The 24,043-nt window shown below is 52.0% G+C and carries 23 protein-coding genes; 7 read left to right on the forward strand and 16 right to left on the reverse strand.

Annotated elements, in window-relative coordinates:
• Positions 1-64 precede the first annotated feature (64 nt).
• The 6 genes from BD_RS11120 to BD_RS11145 all read right to left on the reverse strand — a co-directional run bounded on the left by BD_RS11120 (position 65) and on the right by BD_RS11145 (position 6,127).
• Complete coding sequence (locus BD_RS11120; protein WP_041583572.1) at positions 65-1,117, reverse strand: hypothetical protein; 1,053 nt, start codon at positions 1,115-1,117, stop codon at positions 65-67.
• A 149-nt stretch (positions 1,118-1,266) separates the two neighbouring features.
• Positions 1,267-1,968, reverse strand: a complete 702-nt coding sequence (locus BD_RS11125; protein ID WP_011164848.1) for a phosphatase PAP2 family protein — start codon at positions 1,966-1,968, stop codon at positions 1,267-1,269.
• Positions 1,965-2,531, reverse strand: a complete 567-nt coding sequence (locus tag BD_RS11130) for a phosphatase PAP2 family protein (RefSeq protein WP_011164849.1) — start codon at positions 2,529-2,531, stop codon at positions 1,965-1,967. Before BD_RS11130 ends, BD_RS11125 begins: the two co-directional genes overlap by 4 nt.
• A gap of 11 nt (positions 2,532-2,542) precedes the next feature.
• The gene (locus tag BD_RS11135; protein WP_011164850.1) at positions 2,543-3,202 is read right to left on the reverse strand and encodes a hypothetical protein; all 660 of its coding nucleotides are present in this window, start codon (positions 3,200-3,202) and stop codon (positions 2,543-2,545) included.
• A 1-nt stretch (position 3,203) separates the two neighbouring features.
• Positions 3,204-3,812 carry a DUF3943 domain-containing protein gene (locus BD_RS11140; RefSeq protein ID WP_011164851.1) on the reverse strand — a complete coding sequence of 203 codons (609 nt, stop codon included), beginning with the start codon at positions 3,810-3,812 and terminating at the stop codon, positions 3,204-3,206.
• A 266-nt stretch (positions 3,813-4,078) separates the two neighbouring features.
• Positions 4,079-6,127, reverse strand: coding sequence for a hypothetical protein (locus tag BD_RS11145; RefSeq protein WP_226988177.1), 2,049 nt, complete (start codon positions 6,125-6,127; stop codon positions 4,079-4,081).
• A gap of 144 nt (positions 6,128-6,271) precedes the next feature.
• Here BD_RS11145 and BD_RS11150 point away from each other — a divergent pair, with 144 nt between their 5' ends.
• Together BD_RS11150 and BD_RS11155 are read left to right on the forward strand one after the other, a co-directional pair.
• Positions 6,272-6,994, forward strand: a complete 723-nt coding sequence (locus BD_RS11150) for an FAD-binding oxidoreductase (protein WP_011164853.1) — start codon at positions 6,272-6,274, stop codon at positions 6,992-6,994.
• Complete coding sequence (locus tag BD_RS11155; protein WP_041583573.1) at positions 6,987-7,886, forward strand: DMT family transporter; 900 nt, start codon at positions 6,987-6,989, stop codon at positions 7,884-7,886. Before BD_RS11150 ends, BD_RS11155 begins: the two co-directional genes overlap by 8 nt.
• Here BD_RS11155 and BD_RS11160 read toward each other — a convergent pair.
• The 7 genes from BD_RS11160 to folE2 all read right to left on the reverse strand — a co-directional run bounded on the left by BD_RS11160 (position 7,870) and on the right by folE2 (position 18,713).
• Complete coding sequence (locus tag BD_RS11160; RefSeq protein ID WP_041583574.1) at positions 7,870-11,211, reverse strand: hypothetical protein; 3,342 nt, start codon at positions 11,209-11,211, stop codon at positions 7,870-7,872. The genes BD_RS11155 and BD_RS11160 overlap by 17 nt on opposite strands.
• A complete protein-coding gene (locus tag BD_RS11165) occupies positions 11,204-11,485 on the reverse strand; it encodes a hypothetical protein (RefSeq protein ID WP_011164856.1) in 282 nt (93 codons plus the stop codon). Before BD_RS11165 ends, BD_RS11160 begins: the two co-directional genes overlap by 8 nt.
• Before the next feature lie 208 nt (positions 11,486-11,693).
• The gene (locus BD_RS11170; protein ID WP_041583746.1) at positions 11,694-12,725 is read right to left on the reverse strand and encodes a DUF475 domain-containing protein; all 1,032 of its coding nucleotides are present in this window, start codon (positions 12,723-12,725) and stop codon (positions 11,694-11,696) included.
• A gap of 98 nt (positions 12,726-12,823) precedes the next feature.
• On the reverse strand, positions 12,824-15,424 hold the full coding sequence (gene uvrA / locus BD_RS11175; RefSeq protein WP_011164858.1) for an excinuclease ABC subunit UvrA: 2,601 nt from the start codon (positions 15,422-15,424) through the stop codon (positions 12,824-12,826).
• Positions 15,425-15,575: 151 nt separating this feature from the next.
• Positions 15,576-16,853, reverse strand: a complete 1,278-nt coding sequence (locus tag BD_RS11180; RefSeq protein ID WP_231839148.1) for a hypothetical protein — start codon at positions 16,851-16,853, stop codon at positions 15,576-15,578.
• A 349-nt stretch (positions 16,854-17,202) separates the two neighbouring features.
• Positions 17,203-17,700, reverse strand: coding sequence for a Fur family transcriptional regulator (locus BD_RS11185; protein WP_011164860.1), 498 nt, complete (start codon positions 17,698-17,700; stop codon positions 17,203-17,205).
• A gap of 98 nt (positions 17,701-17,798) precedes the next feature.
• A complete protein-coding gene (gene folE2, locus BD_RS11190) occupies positions 17,799-18,713 on the reverse strand; it encodes a GTP cyclohydrolase FolE2 (protein WP_011164861.1) in 915 nt (304 codons plus the stop codon).
• A 174-nt stretch (positions 18,714-18,887) separates the two neighbouring features.
• Here folE2 and BD_RS11195 point away from each other — a divergent pair, with 174 nt between their 5' ends.
• From BD_RS11195 to BD_RS11205, 3 genes are read left to right on the forward strand one after another with little or no spacing between them, the layout of a single operon-like run.
• The gene (locus tag BD_RS11195) at positions 18,888-19,457 is read left to right on the forward strand and encodes a Maf family protein (RefSeq protein WP_011164862.1); all 570 of its coding nucleotides are present in this window, start codon (positions 18,888-18,890) and stop codon (positions 19,455-19,457) included.
• The gene (locus BD_RS11200) at positions 19,454-19,858 is read left to right on the forward strand and encodes a cytidine deaminase (RefSeq protein WP_011164863.1); all 405 of its coding nucleotides are present in this window, start codon (positions 19,454-19,456) and stop codon (positions 19,856-19,858) included. Before BD_RS11195 ends, BD_RS11200 begins: the two co-directional genes overlap by 4 nt.
• A 24-nt stretch (positions 19,859-19,882) precedes the next feature.
• Positions 19,883-20,602, forward strand: a complete 720-nt coding sequence (locus tag BD_RS11205; protein ID WP_011164864.1) for a substrate-binding periplasmic protein — start codon at positions 19,883-19,885, stop codon at positions 20,600-20,602.
• Here BD_RS11205 and BD_RS11210 read toward each other — a convergent pair.
• The gene (locus tag BD_RS11210; RefSeq protein ID WP_157865699.1) at positions 20,599-21,678 is read right to left on the reverse strand and encodes an endonuclease/exonuclease/phosphatase family protein; all 1,080 of its coding nucleotides are present in this window, start codon (positions 21,676-21,678) and stop codon (positions 20,599-20,601) included. The genes BD_RS11205 and BD_RS11210 overlap by 4 nt on opposite strands.
• Before the next feature lie 198 nt (positions 21,679-21,876).
• Between BD_RS11210 and BD_RS18185 the strand changes: the two genes are divergently transcribed.
• Both BD_RS18185 and BD_RS11215 read left to right on the forward strand, forming a co-directional pair.
• Positions 21,877-22,017, forward strand: a complete 141-nt coding sequence (locus BD_RS18185; protein WP_157865700.1) for a hypothetical protein — start codon at positions 21,877-21,879, stop codon at positions 22,015-22,017.
• Positions 22,018-22,048: 31 nt separating this feature from the next.
• On the forward strand, positions 22,049-22,285 hold the full coding sequence (locus tag BD_RS11215; RefSeq protein ID WP_011164866.1) for a hypothetical protein: 237 nt from the start codon (positions 22,049-22,051) through the stop codon (positions 22,283-22,285).
• On the opposite strand, the gene BD_RS11220 is transcribed toward BD_RS11215, so the two are convergent.
• Positions 22,282-22,794, reverse strand: coding sequence for a hypothetical protein (locus tag BD_RS11220; RefSeq protein ID WP_231839150.1), 513 nt, complete (start codon positions 22,792-22,794; stop codon positions 22,282-22,284). The genes BD_RS11215 and BD_RS11220 overlap by 4 nt on opposite strands.
• A gap of 131 nt (positions 22,795-22,925) precedes the next feature.
• Positions 22,926-23,963: a SurA N-terminal domain-containing protein gene (locus BD_RS11225; protein WP_011164868.1), complete on the reverse strand. Its 1,038-nt coding sequence runs from the start codon at positions 23,961-23,963 to the stop codon at positions 22,926-22,928.
• Positions 23,964-24,043: the final 80 nt, after the last annotated feature.

Here is a 24,043-nt window from a genome sequence, read left to right on the forward strand (position 1 = left end):
CTTCAGAAACGAAATGACCGCCTTGCACGGCGGTCATCTGTAGCTTTTACAAGCTCTGCTCAAGTTATCGGCACTTCACGCGATAGTAGGCCAACATCGCGTCTTCAAGCATTTCGCGCTCATCTTCATCCACAACATACACGCCCAACGAGCGGCTGGTGTTTTCAAGAACGAAGCGACTGACGATGTCTGGTGCATAGAAGGCGCTGTTTTTCACAGAATAATAAAGCAACTGGTCTTTCGAAGGCTGATTAGAGTCGTAAACAGTGAAAGTAATCATGTCTTTAGTGGCCTTGTAAGACTTCACCATCACGATGTGCTGAGCCGTCCTGCCCGCACGCAGATTCACCAGAGTCAGGCGCTTGGTTTCAGCATTACGGCGCATGGTCGCCACGGTTTCCTGATTCTTGCTGGCGCTGCGATCGCCGGACCCTGCGCCCATACCAATGTTGGAGGCACGGAAGAAATGACGGGCCTGGTTTTCCTCGATCTCGGCACGGAAATGTCTGTGAACGTTACGGCCATCCACGTTTTCAACGTGACCTTCCAGCAAGCGCATCCACAGACTGTTGGTGTGCCACTTGTCTTCAGCCAGAGAATTGGATGGAACCGGGAAAACGCTGTTGGCTTTTAAAGAACGCGTGATGATACGTTCTGAACTGGATCTGAGTGCATAGTTATCATTGTTACGATTGTCGTTAACCAGCTCAAGAGTTCCACCGCGGATCTGATTCAACAAACCAGGGGAAATCTGATCCATGCGCAAACTGGTAGGTTCGTTATAACGGGCCATATAAGAGATCATGCGCTGGGTGCTGCTAAGAGCCCAGCACCCTGCAATCGTCGCCACCCCACTTCTGAAAGGCCAGTTCGTGATAGGCATATTGCGAGATTCATGAAAGGCATCATCTTTAATACGATAGTAAATACCTTCGATACTGAGCTTGTTACAGGTCAGATCCTGCACCAAGGAATCCGTGACTCTTTTGTTAGAGATAAACTCCGAGGCGGAAGTGCTTCTCTTCTTACCCCAGGCATAAGCTCGGTCTGCCGTCGCGGCCATGGCCGTGGCAAAGGCACATAAAAAAAGCACAGCGGTCTTTACTAGCTTCAACATACAACGTCCTTTCATTTTCAACGTCGAATGCTAAAGCAATTCACAATCCATAGTGGTTCCATGTTTAATTCCTGTTCAGCTGTCTAAGACCTGAACAGGTGCCCTAAATGGTAGTTCGAAATTGGCGACTGGACATTGGGAAGGAGGTCTTAGAATTCGCGGCAGAAGCTGAGGCCCACGCTCCCAGCCCCAACTGTCGGGACTATATTATAGTCGCTTTTGCCGGTGTTGAGGGCGCTCGCCCGGCCCCAATAAATGCCCAGGGCGGCGCCAGCCACCACATCACTTGTCCAATGGATGTTTTCACTGACTCTGGAGGCCGCCACGAAAGTCGCCAAGGCAAAGGCCGGAATACCGACCTTATAGCCGTAGGCGTACGCCAGTGATGTCGCCGTGGCATAGGACGAGGATGCGTGGCCTGATGGGAAAGACAGATAATCTCGCCCGCTGGGACGTTCACGACCTATCAGAGAGGCCATGGTGATATGGCTGGCGGCGGTGAGAGCCAGGGCTTTGCTGTGCGCCAGCCCGTTTTGGGGATCCAGCCACAACTGCGCCAAAGCAATGGCAATGCCCGGCCCGCCGCTGCCCAGATAGGCACCTATATCCGCGGTGTCTTTATCCATGATCAGTTTGTCGGGATCGAGATTGTTTTTATAAACAGTCTGATCATAGTGCCTTGCCGTCACAGTCGCACCGGCCCCGATCAGCAAAATCAACTGCCCCCCACTGTCGAAGGAATTAGTGATGGTGGGTTTTAATTCCTGATGCCACAACCAGGATAAAGTTTTTTCTTCCGCTTGTGCGGCTGAAGAAAAAAACAACATGAAAGCGACAATAAGGTTTTTCATGATGGACCCCTCTGCCATTTCATCGGGATCTGTTTTGCCATTAGCCCCAGTGCGGTCCCCAGAAGGCCGCCAAGAAGCGCACCAGCTGCGACGTCCGCTGGGAAGTGCACTCCGCAATACACGCGGGAATAAGCTGTTAAAGACGCCAGTGCCAACAATGGGACTCGTGCTTTGGGATAAAACACACCAATGAATACGACCAACGCAAAGGCATCCACGGTGTGACTGGAAGGGAAAGAAAATCCTCCCTGCTCTGGCCCGCGCAGAATCACCAGATCAGCAATGTCAGAGCGATACGGCCGGGCCCGTTCAAATACGGGCTTGACCAGATCACCCGACAAGAAGTCAGCAAAGCTTGCGACCACCACGGCAGACACAAGCACCAGCACACCTTTCAGTCGGGTCTTCGTAAACAACCACAGCAAAATCGTCGGGAGCACCATGAACAAAAACCACGGGGATTTCTGAAAATCTGTCCACCACGGAAAAAAGACATCAAACAGCGGGTTGGCCGTGGTGCGGTTGATGAATAAGAAAATCTGCTGGTCAAGTTGTTCCCACATGGCAGAACTCCTTAAAAGGCCAGGATGCCGAAGGTGACGGCGATACTGTAAATGCGCGCGTTGTTCGTGACCTGATTGCGGGAAAGCACCAAGGGCACCTCCCCATCCATCATCACGTCCTCTTCACTTTCCAGTGTCTGGGCGGTGGCAGCGATTTCGGTGAACCACACCTGTCCCTTGGAATTCTTTTTCAGAATGCCCCAGCCCAATCCCACAACCGGGCCGTCGAAATGAATGCGGCTGGTGCTGGGATCAGAAACCCCTTTCGGGGTTTCACCATTTAAAAACAAAACAGTGGGCGCACGGCCGACGAAGGCACGGGCATAAGGAGTTCCCTCCATCCTTTCATAAAAGCTTGGCAACTGTGTTCGAAGACCCACCGTCAAAAGCGTGTCCCACAGCAAAAAATTGTCTTCCATGCGGTGGAATTTGACGTTGGCACTCCACTCTACGGCCCACTCGGGATGAAACACATAAAGCAGATCCGTCTTCAGGTTGACCCCCAGGCCACCGTCCACATGATCATCGTCGGAAGAGTACACCGCAGTATTAAGCCCGCCACCCGCCAGCAGATGCAGGCCTTCGCTCCAGTGGTCAGCTTCAAAGTCTGCCGCCCGTGCGCTGAACGACAAAATTATTGTGAACAGAAATACAGACACCGATTTTTTCATATCAGTACCTCCAGGACAGATTCAGTCCCAAAGAGTCCGTGCCCACATTGGGCATCGCCGCCAATTCCTGCGGATAGTTCGACAACAAGGTGAAAGGATTCAGAGCATAACCCAATGCGCGCATCCACGCGGAATCCTGCCCGCGCAGACGATGACTTACGCGTTCAAAGCCCATCCCTACAAGAGTTCCAAAGACCGGTGTCTGATAAATATCCTGGATGCTCGGAGGCTCAGTGTAGGTTTCCACCGCAAACTCGAAAGCCAGCGAAGAAAGGAATGTCCAGGCGAAGGCCTCGGTTTCGCTGTAACCGCGATAGCGATAGAAAAGATAGTAGTACTGCCCGGCCAGAGCGTGTTTGAAGATGTTGTAGTCAAAGCTGTCTTTGTCGAATTCAGGACGACCTGGATAATTGATGAAGTTGTCCCAGGAGCCATGGTCCGCGATGGTTTTTTCCTGCGTGAGCAAATAAACGCTCCACTGCGCCACATACACGGCACCAAAATTCAGCGCATAATCACCGGCCGTGTGTGGAGGGGTTGATGTTGTTTCTGCCGCAAATCCTTGAGCGGCAAAGAGAAGGGTTAAAAGGACGGCAATGAGGGCTTTCATGAGAAACTCCGCATATCGCGAAACACCATGTGAGTTCGGACTCCGAAGTATCTATCTGTAATTGTTGATCAAATATCAACAAAAGCTCACTTATGTATGTACGCGATTACTTACTTATATGAAAATAAAATTAACGGATTGAACATAAGTAATCAAGCAATTACTTAAAAAATGAGTATTGGGGGACGAAGCTTCGCGTGAGCAGAATAAAAAAAGGAAGGCTTTGGGGGCCTTCCTTTTTTGTTTTGATTTTACAATTCAACAGCTTAGAAGTTGATTCCGAGACCTACGGTTCCATAGAACGTATTCAGCTCGGCTTTCTGATTTACAGACTCATCAGTGAAACCATATCGTTTCATACCGAAACCTGCCTCCCCGAAGTATCTCTCGGACCACAACACTTTACCGTGGAAGTTCAGAGACATCGGCGCATTCAGTTTCACATTCGAGTCCATGGAGCTTGCGTAGTAGATAAATTCCATGTCCACCCATTTTGGATATCGCATGAACGGAAGAAGGTTGAAGAAATCATCAAACACCTTCGGCATGGAGCGCGCCCAGAAGGCCCCGACCCCCAACATCGGCGCCTTCAATTGATCAAAGGTCACACTCTGATAGGACACCATCGCCCCGACGGATTCATCACGCCCCCAAAGACCTGGTGTCGCACGGTATTTCCAGTCCACCGTCATGACACTCAGTGGAGCGGTGTTGCCAGCCGCATCGACTTTCAACTGATTGAAGGACTGGAAGTACTTCGCACTGAAACCCCAGCGCTGACGGGACAACCAATAGTTGGTCCAACCGAACAGATCCTCGAACCACTGATTGTAGGCCACTTCCCCCATGAAGATGAATTCACCGGAAGCCTGCACCGCCGTGAAACGACCGGAAAGCTCGCGAGGATAGCCCTTATAGATCTCATAGTAAGACTTGTAGGTCTTGCCGTCGATATCGACATTCAGGTACGAACGATTGATCTGACCACGCTCGGTGGCTTTGAATTCCCACACGAAAGAGGCTGGATCCTGCGGATTTTCCTTCACGGAATTCTGCTCGGAGCTGACTTGCGCCACCGGCTGCTTGCGGCCTTCCAGCTTGATGCCGTCAATGTATGTGCCCGTCGGGGTTCTTTTGCTTAAATAGACGCGGGACTGAGTGCGCGGAATTTCAGACAACTCAAATTTCTGCTTGAAGATACCCCCGCCCTGGCCCGGCAGATAAATTTTTGGATCGTCTTTCTTGATCGCCGCTGCCCAGAACTTGCGTGGGTCCCCGATGGTGGATTCAAAGCCCAGCATCTTGGTCAAAGAACTGTATTGATCCGGATTCAAAATCACCGAACGGCCTACCGGGCGCGTGTCGTAACCCACGATGCGCAAAACACCCGGCTTCTTGGTGTCCGAGATATCCATCAGTTCCAGCTTGTTCGGCAAAGTCACAAATTCATAGGACTCTCCGGTTCCCAACTCTGCAAAGAAGGAACTTGGCATATCCGCAGCGACGGGCACTGAATTTTTCAGAGCCGCCTCTTCGTTATTCACCAAAACTCGCGGAGTCACCGCATCGGCGCGCACTTTCCCCATCACCACGTTCTTGCCGCTGGATTTGGAGCCGTAACGCTGAGAACACATTTTCGTGGAGTTGCGACCGTCTGTTTGAGTCACACAGAAACGGAAGGATTCTTTCTGACCCCAGAATGGCGCTTTTGCCGATTCCACATCCTGAATCGCAAACTGGGAACCAAAGATACCGGCACGAACCACGTCTTTTGACGGAACACCCTTGGCAACCAGTTCCTTTCTCCATGTATCCAGCTGTTTTTGCCACTGGGTGCGATCCGCTTCGGTGAAGGAATAACTCCAAAGCACTGTTCCCGTGCGAGAAATCATCTCGATGGTTCCGTGACTCATCAGCTTTTCAGGCCACGCCATCACCAAAGCGACTTTGCCGGCTTCACCGCTGCTTAAAATTTGATTAATTTGCGAATGCGTTTTACCCAAAGGCAAAAGAGCGAAGAAGAAGTTCTTTTCATTCAGCTGCACATTGCCGATTTTCAGGTTTTTCCCACCGGCAGCACTCAGGTCGTATTCCATTTCCAAAGGAGGAAGGATCACGCCGTTATCCAGCTGGTCAAAATAGAGGGGTTTGTTGAAGTCCCGAGTGGCCGCTGTTTTTAGCAAGGAGCGTTGAGGCGCGGGAATCTCTTCCGTCGACTCAGGAGCTTCTGCAGGTGCTGGCGTTGGAGCCGCTGCGGGTGTTCCCTCTGGTGTTTGAGCGTGTGCAAAGGACGCAAAAGACAATAATACGGACAATACAAGATGCTGCGCACTATTCACGATATATACCTCACTGCTGTGCTTCAATTTTATTGAATGCGAGGTTTTGTAACAAGCTAAAATATTGGACTGTCTGGGTTTTTCGGTTTATGAAGACGGGACTGATTATGAAGGAGCCTTATGTCTGCCGCTCGTACTATCTATCACATGAGAGTTGAAGAAATCATCGACCACACCCCGACCGTGCGTGAATTGGTCCTGAAGACGGAAACTCCGAATGAATTCGGCTTTAAAGCGGGCCAATTCGTCATGCTTCATGTGCCTCAGGGCGAAGCAAAACCCGCTTTGCGTGCTTATTCTATCGCCTCTGATGACCGCACCAAAAACGGATTCCGACTGCTATTTAAGTTCGTTGAAAATGGCTTGGCCTCGACCTTCGTTTGGCAACTGAAGGGCGGAGAGCTACTGAACTTCACCGGCCCGTTCGGAAAAGTCTTCTTCCAAGAGCCACCGACCGAGCAAATTGTCTTCCTGAACACCGGCACCGGCTTGTCCCAACACTTGTGCTATCTATTGTCCAAAAAGGATCAGTACCCGAATCTTCGTTACCGCATGCTGTTCGGCGTGCGCACCGAAAAGGACATGTACTATCAAAAAGAGATCGAAGAGCTGCAAAAAGCATTGCCTGACTTCAAGTTTGAATTTGTTCTAAGCCGTCCCCAAGACGACTGGAAAGGCAAAAAAGGCTACGTACAAAACTTCATCTCTGAATTTGATTATAAAAACATTCCGACGACGTTCTACCTTTGTGGTAACGGCGGCATGATCAAAGACGTTAAGCACCAGCTTCTGGAAGTGGATGGTTTTGACAAAACAAGAATCTGGGCCGAGGCGTTTGACTAAAAATCGCGCGGCCGTTGAGCTGATCTTCGCCGGAGTCCTTTGGGGCTTCGGCTTTGTCGCCACCGTCTGGGCTCTGGAGGCTTTTTCTCCGGTAGAGACCCTGTTCTTCCGTTTCGTTATCGCCTCTGTCGTGGGCGAAATTCTGTACCTGATCCTCAAAGGCCCGAACTTCACCAGCCTGCGTGAAGAGATCTTCCGTGCCCTGCCCGCCGGGCTTTTGCTGGGCGGAATGCTGCTTTTGCAAACCATCGGCCTGAAATACACCACCGCCACCAAGAGCGGATTTTTGACCAGTCTTTATGTGATTTTGGTGCCACTGTTCAATGCGTGGTTGTTCAAGTCTCCAAGCAGCTGGAAAAACTATGCCCTGACGGCCCTGGCCCTGGCCGGGACATTCGTTCTGGTGAATGCCAACTTAAGCGGTATCAACACCGGGGACCTGTGGACCCTGGGCTGTTCGGTGTTTGCGGCCTTTCATATTATTTACATCGGAAAAATTTCGAACAAGGTCGGCAACGCTTTTCGTTTTAACAATTTTCAATCGGCGTGGTGCCTGCTGGCACTGACACCTTTGTTGCTGACTCAGGAGCGCTCGGACTGGAACCTGCTAAGTTATAAACCCCTGCTGGGAATTTTATGCCTGGGGCTGGGTTCCAGCATTATCGCTTTTTACCTGCAAATCCGCACGCAAAAAGTCCTATCAGATTCCACCGCCAGCATGCTGTTTTTGCTGGAATCACCATTTGCGGCACTGTTTGGTTTTTTGATTTTAAGCGAACGCCTAAGCTGGTTCCAGGCCTCCGGAGCCGTGATTATCATGATCGCCTCTGTCCTGCAGATCGCGGTCGACCCCGGACAGAAGCCGCAAGAAACCACTAGTCCACGCGTTTGATTTGCATGGTGCCATTATAGGCGGGAACCGCATAAACGAGGTCCGCCGCCATGGTGTTCACTGGGGCACCGCAAGTAATCAGATCATTGGCGCTAAGGGTGCCCATAAAATTGCTTTCCGTATAGCTGCCCGAGTACGCGGTATGACTGTGATTCCAAAGAACATCGTTGCGACTTTCCAGTGCGGTACGATCGCCATTTAAGGCGATCCCCACATAAACACTGTTCCCGCTGGTCCCGGCTCTTTGCACACAGCGAATTTCATAAGTCCCGGCCTTCAAGATGCGACAGCCCGTGGTGCTGGTGGTGCAATCAATACTGCTGCCCACATGATATCCCGAGTTCCAAACATTGATGTAGTTTGCACTAAAGGACGTTGGGCCTCTTTTAATCCCCCAGCTGCGCACGCTGGTGATTTCACCGCTGACAGCAACGTTCCCCTGCACATTCAACTTTTCTGTGGTGGTGGTGGTTCCGATACCGACGTTCCCGGTATTGCTGATCCGCATGGCCTCGCCAGCGCCACCAACATGAAACTGCAAATTGGTTTTAACCGCTGTGGTGAAGTTTTCTTCCGCAACAGAAAGAATCTGACCGGACCCCATCCACGCGGTTCCGTTCCAACCACGGAACAACACGCCCCCCAGTCGGTCACCGGTCTGCACCGCTGCCGGCGCCGAAGCAGTGCCCCGCGCACGCAGCATAATCAGCGACGAGGTCTCAGTTGCCCCGTAAGTTCTGATGTTAAGATCATCCCGGTTGTCATCTCCCGTGGCATTGTTCACGATATCCAAACCACCCACAGGCACTGCCGTACCGATCCCCACGTAGCCGCTGTTGTTGATGCGCATTCGCTCAGTCAACGCATTCGTGTTGTTGGCGGCTGTCATAAAAGCCAGTGCTCCGCCGGCCCCGGTTGTGGTGGTGTTTTGTTCCGCATAGGAAATAATTCGCGTCGATGCCGAAGTCGCCCGGGCGCCGCTTTCATTTGTGCCGTAAAAATTCATCTGCCCCAGGCCTTTGCCGGACAAACTCTGCGCTGCCGGAGTCCCTTCCGCGGCAAAATAAGTGCGGAAATCAAGTCCCGCCCCCGCACCCGTCCCCGCATCATCGCGACGCTGGATATAGATGGAAGCACCTTCATAGCTTGTCCCAATGACATCCAACGCCCGCGTCGGCGCACTGTTGCCGATACCGACAAAGCCGTTGTTGTGAATGCGCATATGTTCTTTGCCCGTAGAGGCGTTGTAGGACTTAAACACCAGCGCGTGGGTGCCGGCATAGTTTTCATGTTCCAAACTGAAACCATTTCCCGGCAGCCCGCTGGACGCCCCATCGGAGGCAAAGCCCAGCACACCGGTGACTTCACCCGCGTCGGCCTGCCCGTTGGTGTTGTCACCGTTGATGATCAAATAAGCGGTGGCCGGATCATTGATGCGCACTTTGCTGGCCACATCCAGATTCACTCCCGGAGAAGCCACGCCCACGCCGACATTCCCCGTCGCACGGGAAACATGGCCACCCGACGCTGTCCACAGAGCATCCGTGATTGAGGTTGGCAATCTTGCCGCTGCCAGTGTTCCCGAAGTGATGTTAGCTGCATTGGTCGTATCCGTCGTTGCTGACGCCGCCAAGGAGGGAAAGTTTGAAATTTGCGCTGTCGTGACAGAGATCGCCACACAAGACAGCGTGTCCCCCACAGAAGACCATGTCAAAGTCTGCCCCGCCGTGCAACCGACCCCTGAAAGAGCCGCCGCGCCCGTGACCGAAGACCTCAGATCCATCATCGACACAAACCCCGGGGTCCAGGTGTCTGCGCCTGCATAACGCAACATCTGGCCTGTAAGCGAGCCCGCCGCACTGACAGCCTGCCCGCGAATCCCGACAACATCAGCATCCGCCAGTGTGCCGGACAAATCCCCCGCCAGCGCTGTGCTGGCCTGGAAAGCCCCCGTGATACGCGTGTCATTGCCTTGCGCTGCGGTCCCGGCAGCGGTGCCATAGCTGACCGTCAGCTGATTGGAACCGTTCACACTCAACCCCGTGCCCACGGTGTTTTTCGCAAACGCCTGCACGGTGGGGTCCACCTCGGCGGAAAGCCCGGCATCCGCAGCGCACTTCCAGCCACCCGCACCGCTGTTCAATGTCGAATCATACTTCAACAACTGATTGTCAGCGCACGCGGAGTTGCCAGGTTTGTAGTTTAGGTACAAACCCGCTCCATTTAAAATCTTATTCACTGAAATTCCGGCCAACATCGTATCAGCGAAGGTGCCGGTGGTGATTTGTGAAGCACTCAAATCAGGAATCTGTCCCGCGGCCAGACTGATCTGCGCAGACGGGATTTTCCCGCCGGCATCCAGTGAGGCCAGTCCATTGTTGGCACCTTTTTGAGCGGTGATACGCGCATCCAAGGCGGCGTTGAAGTCTGTGATATCGGCCGCTTCCAAGGTCACATTTCCGGTTTTCCCCGCCACTTGCGAAACTCCACCCGTGACCGTTTGCCAGGTGCCGTCCCCACGCAAGTAGGTTGTTGCATCAGCAGTCCCCGTTGGTGTCATTGCCGCCAAGGGGCCCAGCCCCAGATTGGTGCGGGCGCCAGCAGCGGTTGTCGCTCCTGTTCCGCCATTGGCGACAGCAACGGTTCCTGAGACATTGGTGGCCGTTGCGGCATTGCCAGAGATATTGGCACTTAAACCCGTACCGTCGGCGGTGAAACGATTCAAAATTTCATTCAGCTTTGAAAAGCGGCTGAAGATGCTTTCGGCATTTCCCTGAGTCAGACCCTGTCCCGCATTCACATTCACCAGATCCGTATCTGACTTCCCGTTCAGGGTTTCAGAGTTCACGGCATAAGCCATCGAGCGCAAGTTAAAGTCTGCCACCACCGGAGTAGAGTCAATCATCAGACTCATGCGGAATTTTCGCGCGCCACTGCCCGCAGCCGGATTGAAAGACGTCACTGCCCCATTGACCGTGCCATCCAGATTCAGACAGGTCAGCCCCGAGAGCGTGACGGAATTATCCATCACCTTGGCCATTGTGAACGACGGATCATAGCCCCCGGTGGCACCGGTTCCCAAGGCCAGATTGATATACCCGTTGGAGATGTTCACACCTGTGAACTGTTCTTCACGCAGAATGCAGTTGTTCGGAGAAAGGATGCGGGCATTCACCGTCACGCCCACGCGCGTGGGATACTCACCACTGGGAAGTTTGATGACGCCTTGAAAACTGATGCCTTTATGGCTTTGTGCGAACACTGTTGGCGACACAGAAAGCAAAAGTGGTACAGCTAAAACACGCAAGAATGCTGACTTACTCATAGAAGGCCCCTTCCACCTGCACGCCATTGGCCAGAACCTGTTTTTCCGATATTTCGCCGAAACTGCCGGTGATCACAACGCCGTTTCCGGTGGTCACGATTTCACCTGCGACAAAGTCGGTTTCAGTTCTTTGGGTTTTCATATCCGGAGCCGGCGGATCTTTGAGAATTTCAGGAAGCAGGGAGATATTAGCTTCCATCGAGCAGGCCGTTAAGGCCGCAACCAGGGCCAAAGCCATCAATGCTCTTGCTGTCATTTCATAGACTTGCGCCATAGAGTCCTCGCACAGTGACGTTCCATTGAGACACTCTATTTATCGGCGGATTCTATGTATTCCTATATATAAACAAGTCTTCGGTACGGGGATCGATCGTTCCAGTTTGTTCCGTGATTTTTCAAACTGAGACGCTGTGGGAGTAAGCTCGAACTCTCAATGAAAAGGGCAAAAAAAAGCCTGCTTCGCAAAGCAGGCTTTCTGAGAATTAATGTGAAGCTTCGACACTGCCCTTTTTCAGGGACCAGATGAACGAAGTCAGGATGATGATACCACCGCTCAGGCCTGTGAACCATTCCGGGATATGCAGGAACGGATCCGCCAGCATGATCATCGCCAGAAGACCAATGGCATAGAAGGCGCCATGCTCTAGGAACGCGAACTTGGTCAGCGCTTCTTTTTCCACGAACATGATCGTCAAACTACGCACGAAGAACGCCCCGATACTCAGACCGATCATGATAATGAACAGGTTGTGAGTGATCGCAAATGCACCAACCACACCGTCAAAACTGAAGGACGCATCCAGGACTTCCAGATAAAGGAACATGCCGGCGCTGGCTTTGTGCACGTCTTTGATCTGATCGTCAGATGCTTCCAACCAGGAACCGATGCCATCCACAATCACATAAGTGATCAGACCGGCCATACCGGCCATCAGGAACGGCAACGCTTCTTCCTGCTTCAGGAAGTTCGTGATCAGGATCAGAATGATCAGGCTGAGGCACACTTCAATCGCTTCGACTTTGCTGCCGATATAACGAGTTGGTTTTTCAATGAACGGGATCCAGTGCAGATCCTTGCTGCCGTCATAGAAGTACTTCAAAGCCACCATCAACAAGAAGCTTCCACCGAAGGCTGCCACTTGCAAGTGAGCATCCAGCATCATCTTGGCATAATCATCCGGCTTGGTCGCAGCAATCACCAGTGCTTCCCAAGGGTTGACGTCAGCCATAAAGGTCACGATCAACAGCGGGAACACCAAACGCATCCCGAAGACCGCGATCAACATACCCCAGGTCAGGAAGCGATGACGCCAGACCGGAGTCATCTCTTTCAAGACAACCGCGTTGACTATGGCATTATCAAAGGACAAAGAAATTTCCAGAATCGCCAGGATCGTAGCAATGAACAACGCCTGAAGACCCGCTCCCACTGTGCCGCCATAGTAATGGCCGACAAAGTAAGAGGCGATCAAACCAAAGAAGGTGAAAACAAAGGAACCTGTAAAGTATTTCATTCCCACAGATTTCCCCGATTCAGCCCCAAGAATCAAGGACCGCTTCCGAGGACACGGGATGTCAAAAGACCCGGTAGCTGCCGGGTCTTTTCAGAGGTTTATTTTAATAAAGGCTTTAGGAATTTGCCTGTTTCACTGGCAGCGACCTTCGCCACTTTTTCAGGTGTTCCGGCCGCCACGATCTGGCCGCCGCCCTTACCGCCATCGGGCCCCAGATCGATCACGTGATCCGAGGACTTCACCACTTCCATGTTGTGTTCAATCACCAGGACTGTGTTCCCCTGATCGGCCAGCTCCTGAATCAGCTCCACCAACTTACGGACGTCATCAAAATGCAAACCCGTGGTCGGCTCATCCAAAATGTAAAGCGTCTTCCCGGTACCACGGCGGGAAAGCTCTTTGGAAAGCTTCACACGCTGGGCTTCACCACCCGACAAGGTTGTCGAGCTTTGTCCCAGGGTCATGTAATCCAGCCCCACCCGGTGCAGGGTCTCAAGCTTACGATAGATCTGGGTGTGATTGCGGAAGAATTCCAGGGCTTCACCCACGCTCATTTCCAGAACGTCGGCGATGGACTTGGATTTGTATTTAATGTTCAAAGTCTCGCGGTTGTAACGGCGACCCAGACAGGTGTCGCAGGTCACAAAGACGTCACTTAAGAAGTGCATCTCCATGCGGATCTGCCCGTGCCCCATGCAGGTTTCACAGCGCCCGCCTTTGACGTTGAAACTGAAGCGGCCTGGTTCGTAGCCACGCAGCTTGGAGTCCGGAAGATTCGCAAACAGATCGCGAATCATCGGGAATAACCCCACATAAGTTGCCGGAGTCGAGCGCGGCGTGCGCCCAATCGGTCTTTGATTGATGTCGATGACCTTGTCGATCTTGTCCAGACCTTCGATTTTCTTATAAGGCGAAGGTTGCGCCAGTGCCTTATAGAAATGCTGCGCCAAAATCTTGTAAAGTGTGTCGATGATCAGCGTACTTTTTCCAGAACCGGAAACACCGGTCACAGTCGTGAACGTCCCCAAGGGGATTTCCAGATCCACGTTCTGCAGATTGTTCCCCGTCGCCCCGGTCAAACGCACAAACTGCCCGTTGCCTTTGCGGCGTTCTTTCGGAATCGGAATGCGCATTTCGCCGTTCAGATATTTCCCGGTCAAAGAATTGGGATTGGCCGCCAGCTCGTCCGGAGTCCCTTGCGCCATCATCTCGCCGCCCAGCACCCCGGCACGAGGCCCCAGATCGACCACGAAGTCAGCATAACGGATGGTGTCCTCGTCGTGCTCCACCAACAAGATGGTGTTCCCACGCTCTTTCAGTTCGCCGATGATATCCAAAAGTCTGTGATGATCGCGCGGATGCAAACCGATGCTCGGCTCATCCATCACGTACAGACAGCCGATTAAAGATGATCCCACTTGAGTCGCCAGACGAATACGCTGCGCTTCGCCCCCGGACAGAGTGCGCGAAGGACGGCTTAAAGAAAGATATCCGGTGCCCACGCGGATCAGATAATCCAAACGCGCCAGAATTTGTTTTACGATTTTTTCAGCGATCAGCTGATCTTTGGCTTTCCATTGAAGTTTGGCGACCCAGTCACGCAGCTCCAGCGCGCCCAAATCAGACAACTCGGCTATGGTTTTTCCACCCAGACGGATATTCAAAGCTTCATTTTTCAAACGAGCGCCGTGGCAGTCCGGGCAGTCGTTCAGAACCATTTCTTCGCCTTCTTCGTCATCATCATCCGAAGTTTTTTTGCCTTTGTACTTGTAAACGACTTTGTCCAGTTTCTTGCCGCCGACTTCACCGTCAGAGAACTGTTCTTCCTCTTCAAGGTCGATAGTTCCCAACCCATGGCACGTCGGGCACGCCCCGCGCGGGTTGTTGAAACTGAACAAACGCGGTTCAATCTCAGGGAAGCTGTAACCACATTCAGGACACGCCGAATGCAAAGAATAACTGGTGCGCTCCCCGTCCAAAGTTTCGATGATCACGCGGCCATTGGCCATGCTCAGCGCGGTGTTGATGCTTTCTGAAAGACGCAACTTCAGCGTGTCTTTCAGAATCAGCTGATCGACCACCAGATCGATATCATGTGTTTTGGTTTTGGCAAGCTTGGTAGCCTTGTCGAGTTCAATCATCTTGCCGTCGACTTTGGCTTTCACGAATCCTTTTTTGGCCCAGCGCTGGAATTCGGCCAGGAACTCACCTTTTTTGCCGGACGCCATCGGCGCCAGAACAAAGAACTTAGTGCCGACACCTTTTTTAAAGACCTCTTCGATAATCTGCTGCGGGGTCTGACTGCTGACCGGGATGTGGTGAGTAGGACACTCGGGGATCCCAAGCTTGGCGAAAAGCAGACGAAGATAATCGTAGATCTCGGTCACCGTGCCCACAGTGGAACGCGGATTGGTGCTGACAGATTTCTGATCAATCGCAATGGCCGGAGAAAGCCCGGTGATGGAATCGACCTCCGGTTTTTTCAGCTGTTCAAGGAAGTTGCGCGCGTAAGCAGAAAGACTTTCCACATAACGACGCTGACCCTCAGCATAGACCGTATCAAACGCCAACGACGACTTCCCGCTGCCACTCAACCCCGTAAACACGGTGATCTTATTGCGCGGAATAGTCACACTGACATTCTTCAGATTATGCTCTTTTGCACCCTTAACTACGATTCCATCTTCAGCATGCGACATAACTCCAAAGTCTAAGCCCGAGATTCACAGAAAGAAAGTCGAAAAAGAACAAGCCAAGGCTGGTCAAAAGGGTCCATATGCAAGGCGGAGCACGTCGCAGTGAAGCGAAAGGCCTGACAACGCAGTCAGATGGGCCCTTTTCAGCAGCCGATTAAAGGCCGAAGCCGCATTTTCGTTTTAAATAAGAGTCAAAGTCGGAGTCCGAGAAATATTTGAAGTGCACGGGAGAGTTCTGAGCCTGATTCGGCCACAGATCGCGCACAGGGACTTTGCAGGATTTGCCTTGTTTGGTCACCGTCGCCGTGCCGTTTGCCAGCAGACGCGGCTCTTCGCCCCGACGATCGACCCGGACCATGACGCCGTTACCGCGGTAAGAAACCTTGGCCGGTGCCAGAATTTTACCTCCGCCAGTCATGGGACCGTCTTCAGAAAAGGCGCCACCGATGACTTCACGGGTTTGGGCATTATAAGTCACGGTTTCCCCGGTTGGCAGAGTCACGATCTGACGGTTCCCTTCCACACGGATGTGCGGCAGAGTTTTACGCGGGAACAGCATGATGTAGCTTTCCTGCGTATGGCTGACTGTCGCATTGGGAGAATCACTGATGCTGATTCCAATATCCTGACGGGCTCCGGCTTCGTATTCGAAAGACCATTCGCGAATGCGGTACTCTCCCTTGGAAACAACTTTATTCGGCCCCATGTTTCGAAGTTTGAATTTGCCCTCGGCGGTATCCCCTTCAAAGACACAGCTGTCATAAGTCCCAACAGTTCGACAACGTGTCGGACGAATACCATAAGGATTCACCGTCCGAGTCGGAGGACGCAGCACTGGCGCATCGGACGAAGCCCGCGCCGTGAACTGGCTGACCACTTTCGCGGCATCATTGGCGATCGCATCGCGAGCTTGCACTTTGGCCACTTCACAGCCATCACAAGGTTTGGTCTCTTGAACTTTTTTATTGGCATCACGAATCTGCTGATTCAGTTCCTGAACAACCTGCTTTTCTTCCGCCTTTTCAGCCGCCGCAGGAACGCGCAAAGCCTCGGTCTTGCGAGTGGTCTCAGCAGACTTGGCCTTTTCAACATCCGCCGAAGCCAAAGCCTCGCCGGCCGCCTCAGCATTTTCAAAAAGCTTCATCCCCGGATCCGAAGGCTTATAATAGACCCAAACCTTCTCACCCTTGTGCTTCCCGGAAAGCACTTCCACCTTCAGGCCATAATTGCCCGAACTAAACTGTTTTGTTTCTTCAATTTTCCCCCGAGTCCCCGGAGGCATGACAAACTTGACGTTACGAGTGGATTTCAAAAAATTGGCCGAGTAACGGGCATTAAAGTAGCCCTCGAGCTCTACAACCCCGCCACTACTCACGCCCAAAATAAGAGGAATCAGCAGGAAAACTCCCCACCGCTTTATAGCCAACTTCATAAAGAAGTTATCGGCCGTTTCAAAACAAGACTTAATAAATTCCCAAAGATTTACAAAACAAAAACAACCCCGACCAAAGTCCCACAGCGACAACGAAGCAAATCCACTCCACTCAATAACGCAGTGTAGGTGTAAAAAGTCACCAGGCACCTTTTAAAAATGCGATGGCGAAGCCGAGCCCGGTCCGGGCGGCCGCGAAGCGCAGCCGGTCCCCAACTATAGAGGTCGTTCAAAAAGGTCCAGATTCGAGGCGGAGGTCGGCCCTCGCAGCGCAGGCGTGCTCCGAGCACGTCGGAGCGAGAAGGCCGATCTCCAACGAAGAAGATGGGTCTTTTTCAACGGCCGTTTCTTAAAGATTCTTGGCTTGGCAGGAGGGGCAAACGCCGTACAACTCCAGGATATGATGGGTCAGCTTAAATCCAAACTGATTCGCCACCTTTTCCTGCAATCCTTCAATCGCCTTATTCTCGAACTCGCAGATCTTGCCGCACTTCACACAGGTCAAGTGATCGTGGTGACCCTTCGGCGTCAGCTCGTAGCGAGCCGGCAAGCCCCCCATGCGGACTTCCGTCACGAAAGTGCCTTCCGTCAGGGTTCTCAGGAAGCGATAAACAGTGGCAAAGCCAATGTCCGGATTTTCTTTATTCAGTTTTTCGTAAAGCTCTTGAGCTGTGACGTGGCGGCGACCTTCATGCAGGGCTTTTAAGATTGCCATGCGCTGGCTGGTGACCTTCAGGTTCAAGGCACGGATGATGCGCTTCAATTCAGCTTCGTCGAACTGATCGGCGTGAACGACAATGTCGTCATCGTGCTGTCTTGGAAGAAATGGAACTGTGTCTTTACCCATGGGTCACCTCAGGGCTTCGTTATAGGTGAAGGCCCCGGAGATGTCCAATTTATTAAGAATCATTTTCATTTGGTTTCCAGTAAGGTGACACTGGAAGACTAAAAACTGCGTAGTTTCAATCCTTTAGAGATATGAGAAACGGCATTGTGCGGGTGCAGGCTCTCAACATGGCTGAATTCTGCCACGTAGTCCAAAACATCCGCTTTCGCATCCAAAGCTTCCTTCACTCGGCGGGCGGCGTCCTCGCAGAACATCAGGTTCTGTCCGTTACGAAGGGCGAACTCCTGCTCGTCCTCACGTTTCACGGCACCTTGAACCGCTGTTTGCAAAGCCTCTTCGACGATGTCGATCAGATCGCCATAGTTGTAGTTCGCCCCCACTTCCGCCTTCACGCGGGCAAAACTGCGTTGTGCATGCGGAGTCGCCACGATCCCTTGCGGAGTTCCCAGCCAGGAATGAACCACATCGAAGTCCAAAGGTTTGTCTGTTGAGAAATTCTGTTTGAAGCCATCCTGGATCAGTTGACGGGACAACGCCGCCGACGCCGGACAGGTGCTGGAGTACGTCACCACCACTTCAACGAAGTAACTGATCTGGCCTTCCTCATTGAATGCCGAAGTGATCACCGGATAAGAGCGCCAAGCCTGGTTGTTACTTTTCAAAGCCTTGCGAACCAATGGCGCTTCAAACTGCACTTGCACCAAGGCTTTCGTGGAAAGATCTTCGTGGGTGCGCAGGAATTCAGAGGTCACCGTGCCCAGCAAACCCAGAGACAGCTCGGACTTGGTCAGAAGCTCTTGGGACAAGAGATACAAACGGGACATGTGGATGCCACGGGAAGGTTTTTTATCAAGACTGACTTTCGCATCCACACGCGCAGGAATGCGGTAAACCCCGTCTGCCTGCTTCAGCATCACCGGCAATTCGATGGCTCCCATACCGACCCAGTCGATCGGGGCAAAACGTTCAGAGTGGGTTTCTTTGGCTACGTCAGGAAGAGATTGTTTCGTCATAAATTTATATCCAATTCACGGGTGGTCTTATCGCAATTTCCTGTAAATGGCTCTCACTTTTACCACCCAGCGAAGCTTTTTCAGTCAGGTGCTGTCCCCGGGGCCGTGAAGCACCGCAAGACAGCGCTTTAATATGGGTGTCGCCCCCGATAAGAAGCGATATATTGAGCCCCTATGCCACAAAAGCAACTGATCCTCGCAAGCACCTCGAAATACCGCCAAGAGCTTCTTTCTCGATTGGCTTACAGCTATTCCGCCCAGGCGCCTTTGGTTGATGAAGAAAAAGAAAAAGACCCGTCCCTGGCGCCCCAGGCCCTGGCAGAAAAACTGGCGGATCTGAAAGCCGCAAGCCTGAAGGCCGCAGACAAAGTGGTCATTGGCGGAGACCAGCTGGTGTCTTTTGAAGGCCGCATTATCGGCAAAGCCCACACCCCGGAACGCGCCATCGAGCAGCTGATGTCCATGCAGGGAAAAACCCACGACCTGATCACCGCGATCTGCGTGTATGACGGCGACAAAAAAATCGCCTATACCGACATCACCCGCATGCACATGAAGAAAATGACCCGGGCGCAGATCGAACGCTATGTCCAGCTGGACAACCCGATTGATTGTGCCGGCAGCTATAAAATTGAAAAACACGGCATCATGCTGTTTGATAAAATCGAAAGCCAGGATTTCACCGCCATCCAAGGATTGCCCTTGATCGAGCTTGGCAAAATATTAGAGAATGCAAACCTATGAACGATACACAGAAAAAACTATTTGAAGCCGCCTGCAAAGCACAGAAAAAAGCCCACGCCCCGTATTCCGACGCCCTGATTGGCGCCGCAGTGTTGATGAGTGATGGACAGATTTTTAATGGCTGCAACGTCGAAAATGCCTCTTACGGCGGCACCGTGTGTGCTGAACGTGTGGCTATCTTTAAGGCGGTCAGCGAAGGCGCACAAAAACTGATCAAGGAAGTGCTGGTTGTCAGCGACGCTGAAAAACCATGGCCACCTTGTGGATTCTGCCGTCAGGTGATTGCAGAATTTGCCAACGAACATACGGTAATTCACACCGCGAATCTGCAGGGTAAAATCAAGACCTTCCAGTTCCCGGAAATCTTCCCCGAAGCCTTTACTCCAAAGCATTTGGATTAGACAATCAGGGAAAAGGGAAATTCAATGCCATTGCTAGTGCTGGTTTTATTTCTTTTTTCCCCGTGGGCAGAGGCCAGGAAAGTGGTCTTTGCCTCTGATCCTTATCCGCCGTTCATCTATGAGGAAAAGGGCGAAGCCAAAGGCACAGCCATTGAGGCTCTGGAAAAAATCCTGGACATCCCCCGCAAGGACATCGAAGTTCGCATCATTCCCTGGAAGCGCGCTCTGAAGGCCGCCGAACAAGGGCGCGTTGACATTATCGGTCCGATGCAGATCGACCACAAAAAAGACTATCTACTTTTCACCAAAAAAGTTTTTCATTCTGAAGAGGCCGTATGGACCCTGGCTTCCAGCCAGTACTTGAGTCAGCTTGACTGGAAGACCACCGAAGAACTGCGCAATCACAATCTGGGGTATGTCCTGGGCTATGAATACGCCGAGCCTTTCGGCACTTACCTGAAGTCCCCGCTGGCCAAAAAAGTCGAGGTTCAGGATGTGATTCAGGGAATGCGCAAGCTGCTCTCCGGCGAAATCAGCCTGTTCATCTGCAACACGCAGGTGCTGGAGTTTTACGCCAAAAACGAAGGCATTCCGCTGAAAACATTCAAGCGTGTCGGCCCGCCGATTATTGAAGAATTTGGAGTCTTTGGAATTTCTCACAAAGCCCGACTGGCGCGGGATCTGGAAAAGATCAACGCGCGCATCATGAAACTGCCACCGGCGGCAAAGTCCGGATTGAACTAACGGAAGCTTGAGAAGTAATTCCAGAACGCGCCGGACTTGGTCTGCAGCTGTTCGGTCATTTTGCGCAAAGCCTCAAGGTAGGGTTTAAATTCGGGTTCTTTCGCCGCCGCCAGGATTTTTTCAGCCTTGGCAAAGTTGTCCAGCGCATAAGACCTGCGAAGTTCCAGCCCCAGAGCATTGGTTTCAGAAGTTTTCGGATCCACCGAGAACTCCACCCGCACACCATAGTGATCTGACAAAGGACGACGTGGAGTCCCCTGCATGTTCACCTGCCCGTCCAGCACCTGTAATGTTGTCGCAGACTGACCAACGTTAGAATAAAAGATGTAGTCAAAAACCTGATCACTGAACAACCATCCCAAGGGGTTTCGTGCGCAGTAGGTGCAGTATCCTTTTTTAGGATATCCGCCCATGGCATCTTCCATGGCATCCCGCGTGGCCAGGGTCGCCATCACAAAGCCCCGCTCAACACTGTCGACATTGGCATTGAAATCACCGGACAAAAGCATCTTCAGATCCTGATGTTTCATGCGCCAGCGCAACAAATCCATCACTTGCGTCAAGCGCACAGCTTCCGAGGTTGGATGCAAATGAGTATTGATAAAATAAAAGTCCTCGTCGATGCCAAAGAACCCGGATTTCACGACGTGGAAGGCTTTGCGCACATTGAGCGCCTCGCGAACCGAGTCCAGCACCCCACCTTCGTTGTTCACCGCAAAGGCATGGGTTTCGGTGCCTTTCACATCCCCCATGAACAGGGACATCACGCCGATGCGTTCTTCCTTGTTCGGGGCACTGATGCTGTATTGTCTTTTCAGATCATTTTCGATTTGATTGATTTGTGAATCATTCCAGACTTCCTGCAAGTGAACGACGTCACACTTGGGGATGCCCTGCAAAAGTGCTGTCATGCGCCCTGTGCGCTCTTCGATTCCCTTGGCGTAAACGGGACCATAGGCATTGAAATTCTGCAGACAGAATCTTGGAGGACGGTTGTCCGGAACCCAATATTGCTCGGCAAATGCCTGAGCCGACATCAGTAGGGCACCACCCAATAACCATGCTTTTATTTTCATAAAGAAATCCTCGCCAGCGGAAAATTTAGGGCATTCGGAAAACGATGTTTCAAGAGTCGTGCAAAGCCGAGGAAGCTTTATATTGAAGGGCGCCCCCTGAGGGCTGTCTAAGAAATCGACACCGCTCCCGAGCGCGGCCCCCTCATTGCGCTTTGGTAATTGGAGTTCCCGGCGGACTTCACTTACAACTGAACCTACATGAGCACCACACTTCCGGAGCAAGGTGCTGCGGTCTATGCACTTCGCCAGATATTCAAAAAGAACGGCTTTGAACTGAAGGGTCACCCCCTGGGGATTCGCCGAAAGAAAAGATCATCCGATCCAATGGAACAATCCTGAAGATCTGCTTCCCTACAAGATTGGCAACGTCATGGGATATGAACTGTCCCGGGTGCTGGCTCCGGCCCACAAAAAGAAAAAGTTCCAGATTGAAAACGTCTCCAGCGATGAGCTGAACCTGCTGAAGCTTGCCAATAAACGCGTGGATCTGGCCTTCAAAAAAACAGGCAAAGGAAAAGAACACCTGAATGTGTTCAACAAAATCATGAACAAAGAGGAGTTCCACCGTTTGGTGGAACTCTACTTCAAAACTCACCTGCAGAACTAAATTGTCAGACGAACATTCTGTGCCAGCAACTGGACGCTGACATCTTCAAGAGTGGATCCCGAAGGCAGCTTGAAGCCCTTCAGGGGTTGCAACTGAACCAACAGGTTCTCCAATCCGGAAATCTTCAGACCTTTTAACAGACGAAATCCCTCGTGCTGATATTCGCCCTCGCAATCAAACACCCGCCGCCAGGAAAAATCCAGGCGCACCAATTCGCATGTTTGATCTTTGGGAACAAGCTCCAGGAAATGGGAATAGACGAAACGCTGCTCTTCCGGGGATTGCTTAGCGTTCCATTCAAAACTCCAACCGCGTTCTTCACGGAAAGTCAGGCTGCGCAACACGGTCCCCGCCCCTTCGGCGTTTTCCGCCAGCTTCAGGCGGGCCACGGCCATCACTTCTGCCAGGGCATGATTCAGGCTGGCACTTTTGGAAACGAACAGATCCCGCTCCAGTTCGGCCTTTAAGGCCCCCAGCCACTGATCCACGTCCATCAGATTCACACTCATCCCGGACAACGGGTCAATGTGACCGCTCTTGGGTGAAAACCCGGCGGCCAGGTAAAAAAGAAAACCCCGTCGTGATGACAGGGCTCCTTTTAAAGTGATTCGAATGGGAATCTCTCTGACGAATTGAAGCATTAGTTCAACTGCAAAGCTTGAGTGTTCATAGTCACGTGGGACTTGGAACGGAACATATTGATCCAGGCCTCAAACATGCCGTCGCCACGACGTTTTTGCATCATCTCTGCAGACATTGGCTCCAGAGTTTTCACTTCTTCCACTTTGCTTTCTTTAAGCTTCAATACGTACTTGCTGTTGCCGTCACGAACCAGACGCTTCAACAGCGGCTCGGTTTTGCTCAACTCAAAGACTGCTTCCGTCGCCACAGAGCTGGTGATTTTCGGGAAGGTCTCTGAACCCAGTTCCACCAGGCCGGTTTCTTCCCAAGTTGCTTTCAGTTCTTTCAGTTGCGCGTTAACGGCAGCTTCATCACCTTTTACCAGAGCTTCATCCAAAGCTTTGATTGCAGCGTCGGCTTTTTCTTTAGTCAAAGCCTTGGTTGCCGCTTCAGAGTCGATTTTCACAAAAAGAACGTTGATCTTCGCCGCGCGCAGATCCTGGATCTTTTTCAGCTCCACCGCTGTTGGCTGAGTTGCCAATTCGAACAGCGCACGCGTGCGAACATTGGAGATGTCTTTACGGACTTTATCTTCAAAGTTAGCCGGAGTGGTGCGGGTTTGTTCGATATAACGCATGTAGAAGTCTTTCTGGAACATGCCGTTTTGCTGGAAGAACGGGATGTCTTTCACGATAAAGTCGCGAACTTCCGCGTCTGTCGCCAAAATGCCGCTCTTTTGAGCAGCCTGGGACACAAGCTCCATGCGCACCAGATTCTCAAGCGCTTGCTGGCGCAGCAACTGACGCTGAGAGCCAAAGTCCATTTGATTGCCGAACAGGTTTTGATAGTACTGCTGGATGCGGTTTTCTTCCTGCTGGAAGTCCGCCAGAGAGATCAAAGTGTTGTTCACGCGAGCCACAGAACCCACGCCCGCACCCATCTGACCGGGCATACCGAAGAAGACGAAAACCATAATGATGGCACCGAAAATCACCATCGCTGTCACGCTCTTCGCGTTGATTCCGCGCTTCATCTTATCTGCCATATTTTCGCTCATAACTTTTCCTTCCTTAAACAAGCTTGCAAAACAAACCGCTTCATTACCCAACGAATTTTGCAAATATTCAAGGGGAAATT

The organism is Bdellovibrio bacteriovorus HD100 (assembly GCF_000196175.1).
Taxonomy (GTDB): domain Bacteria; phylum Bdellovibrionota; class Bdellovibrionia; order Bdellovibrionales; family Bdellovibrionaceae; genus Bdellovibrio; species Bdellovibrio bacteriovorus.

Excerpts from the sequence above, each read along its gene's own strand:
- BD_RS11125 (WP_011164848.1), bottom strand. The coding sequence starts at position 1,968 with ATGAAAAACCTTATTGTCGCTTTCATGTTGTTTTTTTCTTCAGCCGCA.
- BD_RS11165 (WP_011164856.1), bottom strand. The coding sequence starts at position 11,485 with ATGGCGCAAGTCTATGAAATGACAGCAAGAGCATTGATGGCTTTGGCC.
- BD_RS11220 (WP_231839150.1), bottom strand. The coding sequence starts at position 22,794 with ATGAGTGTGAATCTGATGGACGTGGATCAGTGGCTGGGGGCCTTAAAG.
- folE2 (WP_011164861.1), bottom strand. The coding sequence starts at position 18,713 with ATGACGAAACAATCTCTTCCTGACGTAGCCAAAGAAACCCACTCTGAA.
- BD_RS11135 (WP_011164850.1), bottom strand. The coding sequence starts at position 3,202 with ATGAAAAAATCGGTGTCTGTATTTCTGTTCACAATAATTTTGTCGTTC.
- BD_RS11195 (WP_011164862.1), top strand. The coding sequence starts at position 18,888 with ATGCCACAAAAGCAACTGATCCTCGCAAGCACCTCGAAATACCGCCAA.
- BD_RS11185 (WP_011164860.1), bottom strand. The coding sequence starts at position 17,700 with ATGGGTAAAGACACAGTTCCATTTCTTCCAAGACAGCACGATGACGAC.
- BD_RS11200 (WP_011164863.1), top strand. The coding sequence starts at position 19,454 with ATGAACGATACACAGAAAAAACTATTTGAAGCCGCCTGCAAAGCACAG.
- BD_RS11210 (WP_157865699.1), bottom strand. The coding sequence starts at position 21,678 with ATGAAAATAAAAGCATGGTTATTGGGTGGTGCCCTACTGATGTCGGCT.
- BD_RS11215 (WP_011164866.1), top strand. The coding sequence starts at position 22,049 with ATGGGATATGAACTGTCCCGGGTGCTGGCTCCGGCCCACAAAAAGAAA.
- BD_RS18185 (WP_157865700.1), top strand. The coding sequence starts at position 21,877 with ATGAGCACCACACTTCCGGAGCAAGGTGCTGCGGTCTATGCACTTCGC.
- BD_RS11225 (WP_011164868.1), bottom strand. The coding sequence starts at position 23,963 with ATGAGCGAAAATATGGCAGATAAGATGAAGCGCGGAATCAACGCGAAG.
- BD_RS11150 (WP_011164853.1), top strand. The coding sequence starts at position 6,272 with ATGTCTGCCGCTCGTACTATCTATCACATGAGAGTTGAAGAAATCATC.
- BD_RS11120 (WP_041583572.1), bottom strand. The coding sequence starts at position 1,117 with ATGTTGAAGCTAGTAAAGACCGCTGTGCTTTTTTTATGTGCCTTTGCC.
- BD_RS11160 (WP_041583574.1), bottom strand. The coding sequence starts at position 11,211 with ATGAGTAAGTCAGCATTCTTGCGTGTTTTAGCTGTACCACTTTTGCTT.
- BD_RS11130 (WP_011164849.1), bottom strand. The coding sequence starts at position 2,531 with ATGTGGGAACAACTTGACCAGCAGATTTTCTTATTCATCAACCGCACC.
- BD_RS11140 (WP_011164851.1), bottom strand. The coding sequence starts at position 3,812 with ATGAAAGCCCTCATTGCCGTCCTTTTAACCCTTCTCTTTGCCGCTCAA.
- BD_RS11180 (WP_231839148.1), bottom strand. The coding sequence starts at position 16,853 with ATGAAGTTGGCTATAAAGCGGTGGGGAGTTTTCCTGCTGATTCCTCTT.
- BD_RS11170 (WP_041583746.1), bottom strand. The coding sequence starts at position 12,725 with ATGAAATACTTTACAGGTTCCTTTGTTTTCACCTTCTTTGGTTTGATC.
- BD_RS11205 (WP_011164864.1), top strand. The coding sequence starts at position 19,883 with ATGCCATTGCTAGTGCTGGTTTTATTTCTTTTTTCCCCGTGGGCAGAG.
- uvrA (WP_011164858.1), bottom strand. The coding sequence starts at position 15,424 with ATGTCGCATGCTGAAGATGGAATCGTAGTTAAGGGTGCAAAAGAGCAT.